The following is a 3343-nucleotide window of genomic DNA, read 5'->3' as shown; positions in this document are numbered from 1 at the left end:
CGCGGGTTAATTTTTGGCGTTGGGCGTTGGGCGACACGAAAGAGGTAGTAGATAGGGTTGCAGTGCACACCACATCGCTATCGGCTGCGGATATAGTTCCGGATCATCTTTGATACGACTTGGTCTGGCGTACAAGCCAACCCACAGAAGATGAAGAAATACGGAACTCCGTTATGAGTTTCGCCTTCTCCGGCCTAACCTATTCACATCGAGCCAGGCCCCACGTTGCCATGCAACGACCGAGGCCCACGGCGTACCGGGATCGATCTCACCCACCCGGCCCATGCCCCTCCGCTCTCCAACTCTCCCGCAGTAGAACGATTGCCGGGCTAACCCAGTAGGGCTCTGCTAGCGCATCCGCGAACGAGTCCCGGGTCCACCTGCTGTCGGTGCTCATTAACAACATGGTATTGCTGCCCGCCGGGCCCCTCCCACCAGGGGAGCCCGCGCAGCGCAACGGGCGTGCCTGCACGAGGCGCCCGCGGAGACAACGGCTGGCCGAAAGGCCAGGTCTGGCACGTGGCGCGCGCCATCTCTCCGGAGCGGCCCGGCGGAGCAGGTTTTTATTGAGGGAAAGCGAAGCGCATCCCACCGTTACGAAAGGCGGGATGCGCTTCGCTTTCCCGCCCTACTGCATTAAAGACCCTTGAACCAGTAATGCTTCATGTGCCGCAGGAATTCCGCTGTGATCGGGTATCCGGTAGCGGAGCCAATCACGGCATCCGTGCCGCAACGCGGGCAGATCGCTGTCAGGTCATGCTCGCTTTCCTGGGCGTCGTTAGTACCCTCTGGCCAGTCAGTCCAGTCCTTGACGGCGGTGGCAGAGTAGATCGACAGGCAGCAGAAACAGCCACATGAATGACTAGCCTCTACTTCTCGACGATTGCGGATCGAGTGTTTGTGCGCCTGGTTCAGCACTCGCTTGCGGGGCCGACACAGGAACAACAATAGTGCCTGCAGGGGATTCATGGCGGCAGCATGCCGCCTAGCACTAAGGGTCGCAACAAAAAGGGCGGCGATTCGCATCGCCGCCCTCGTGTCATCGCAAGCCTGCGATTAGAACAAGCCCATTGCCAGCAGCTTCATCTTGATCATCAGCCACAGGAAGCCGAACACCTGCTTAACCTGCTCCCAGAAGCTCGGCTTGTAGTTGGCACGCTCGCGCAGGTAGTGCTGCAGCGCGGTGATGTCCTCGTCGGTGAACTCCTCGAACTTGGGCATGCCGCGGGACTCCAGGGCGCCGCCCTGCACGATGGCCTTGAGGGCGTCGTGCGACAGCGGCACCGGGGAGGCGCGCAGGTCCGGGGCGTAGCCGCCGGCGACGGCGGCGGTGCCGTGGCAGATCACGCAGCCGGTGTAGACGTGCTTGCCCTTCTCGGCCAGCACCGGATCGATCTTGAAGTCGGGAGCGGCCAGCGGCTCGACCTTGGCCAGCGGCGGGGGTGAGGGCGGCAGCGTGGCGTTGCCGTCCAGCGCGAAGGTCAGCATGCGGCGCGGGTACTGGCGGCCGACCCAACCGTGCTGGGCGCTGAGCGAGCCCAGCAGCGCGGGCGCGCCGCCCCAGCCGGCGAGGATGGTGACGTACTGCTTGCCGTCCACGCTGTAGGTCAGCGGCGGGGCCTGGGTGCCCACGCCCATCTGGTAGCTCCACAGCTCCTTGCCGCTGACGGCGTCGGTGGCGACGAAGCGGCCGTCGGCCAGGCCCTGGAACACCAGGCCGCCGTGCGTGGCGATGACGCCGCCGGCGGTGGCGCCGGGGGTGGGGTTGCGCCAGGCTTCCTTCTGCGTGACCGGATTCCAGGCGAGCAGCGAGGTGCTGCCGGCGCTGGTGGGGATGTCGTCGAAGAAGCCCTTGAGGCCCAGCACGTCACCCGGGGTCATCTGCCACTTGCCGGGCTTGCGGCCTTCGCCGTCGTAGAAACCGGCCATCTCGCGCGCGGGGATGTAGACCAGGCCGGTGTCGGGGCTGAAGGCCATGGGGTGCCAGTTGTGCGTGCCTCCGGAGCCGGGCCAGGTCAGGGCCGGGCCGTTCTCGTAGCGCGAGCCGCGCACTTCCACCGGGCGGCCGGTGGCCATGTCCACCTTCTCGGCCCAGGTCACCTTGCCGATCTTCTCGGCGGAGATCAGCTTGCCGTTGTCGCGGTCCAGCAGGTAGAAGAAACCGTTCTTGGGAGCGTGCATCAGCACCTTGCGCGCCTTGCCCTCGATGTCGATGGTGGCGGAGACCATGTCCATCGTGGAGTTGAAGTCCCAGGTCTCGTTCGGCGTGGTCTGGTAGTGCCAGACGTATTCGCCGGTGTCGGCGTCCAGCGCGACCACGGAGCATAGATACAGGCTGTCGCCGCCGCCGGGGTTGCGCAGCTGGGCATTCCAGGGCGAGCCGTTGCCGGTGCCGAGGTAGATGCGGTTGTACTCGGGGTCGTAGGTCATGGCGTTCCAGACCGTGCCGCCCGCACCGTACTTCCACCACTCGCCGCTCCAGGTCTTGGCGGCTTCTTCCATGGCCTTGTTCTCGAAGCCGTCGGCCGGGTTGCCGGGCACGACGAACCAGCGCCACAGCTGCTTGCCGGTCTCGGCGTCGTAGGTGGTGACGTAACCGCGCACGTTGCCGAAGTCGGCGCCGCCGTGGCCGATGATGACCTTGCCGTTGAAGATGCGCGGCGCACCGGTGATGTAGCGGTTGTCGCCCGGCGTGGTGGTCATGACCTCCCACACCAGCTGGCCGGTCTTGGCGTCCAGCGCGAAGAGGCGGCCGTCCTGCACGCCGGTGTAGACCTTGCCGTTCCAGAAGGCCAGGCCGCGGCTGCCCCATGCGTAGCGCATCTTGCGCGACTCCACCTTGGGGTCGTACTTCCACAGCAGCTTGCCGGTGCGCGCGTCGATGGCGTGCACGATGCTGTAGCCGACGGCGGTGTAGATGACGCCGTCCACCGCCACCGGCTGGCTGGAGACGTTCCAGACGTCATCCAGCTCCAGCGACCAGGCCAGGCCCAGCTGGGGCACGGTCTGCGTGTTGATCTGGTCCAGCGGGCTGAAACGCTGCTCGCTGAAGGTGCGGCCCCAGGCCGCCCAGTTGGCGCCGTCGGCCTCGTTGTTGAGGGCGGCGTTGTCGATGGTGCTCGCCTGCGTGCCCGCGACGGGCAGCAGGGCGGCACTGGCCGCCAGCAGGACACGGCGGGCAAGGGCCGCCAGGCCGATACGATTCATGGTTCTCCCCCAAGAGCGTGGATGCCGGCGAGTATCGCCCCCGCCCGCCTGCCCCGCCCTCCTGCTTTCGCAGTAGCCGCGGCCGTACCGCGACTCAGCCATCTGCCGCAGCGCAGCATGAAAATCCCACCCGACG

Annotated in this window: 2 protein-coding genes; both read right to left on the bottom strand. The window is 66.1% G+C overall.

What is annotated here, in order from left to right:
* Window positions 1-636: 636 nt before the first annotated feature.
* Complete coding sequence (locus VGF12_RS05385; protein WP_331175016.1) at window positions 637-969, bottom strand: cytoplasmic protein; 333 nt, start codon at window positions 967-969, stop codon at window positions 637-639.
* 87 nt (window positions 970-1056) lie between these two features.
* A complete protein-coding gene (locus VGF12_RS05380) occupies window positions 1057-3207 on the bottom strand; it encodes a PQQ-dependent dehydrogenase, methanol/ethanol family (protein ID WP_331175015.1) in 2151 nt (716 codons plus the stop codon).
* Window positions 3208-3343: the final 136 nt, after the last annotated feature.

This window comes from Roseateles sp. (assembly GCF_036404855.1).
GTDB lineage: Bacteria > Pseudomonadota > Gammaproteobacteria > Burkholderiales > Burkholderiaceae_C > Pelomonas.
Note: the sequence above shows the minus strand (reverse complement) of the source record. Positions and strands in the feature narration are given on the sequence as shown.